This is a genomic window from Chryseobacterium sp. SIMBA_029 (genome assembly GCF_046535275.1).
In the GTDB taxonomy this organism is placed as follows: domain Bacteria; phylum Bacteroidota; class Bacteroidia; order Flavobacteriales; family Weeksellaceae; genus Chryseobacterium.
In genome coordinates, this window is the sequence record NZ_JAWRXA010000502.1 from 1 (window position 1) to 260 (window position 260).

General features: G+C 43.1%; 1 protein-coding gene. It reads right to left on the reverse strand.

Going from position 1 to position 260, the window contains the following annotated elements:
- Positions 1 to 260, reverse strand: a 260-nt coding sequence (locus SB679_RS24980; RefSeq protein ID WP_410704997.1) for a rod shape-determining protein, incomplete at both ends; no start/stop codon positions are given.

The following is a 260-nucleotide window of genomic DNA, read 5'->3' on the forward strand; positions in this document are numbered from 1 at the left end:
CTACGGCTCTCAACGGATCTTCCGCTACAAACACAGGAAGACCTGTCTTTTTGTGAATTCTGTCTGCAAGACCTCTTAGCAACGCTCCTCCTCCTGCAAGATAAATACCTGTTTTATAGATATCAGCCGCCAATTCCGGTGGAGTAAGAGAAAGAGTTTCCATTACAGCATCTTCAATTCTGATGATAGACTTGTCTAATGCACGTGCAATCTCCTTATAGCCTACCATAATTTCTTTAGGCTTACCGGTGATAAGGTCT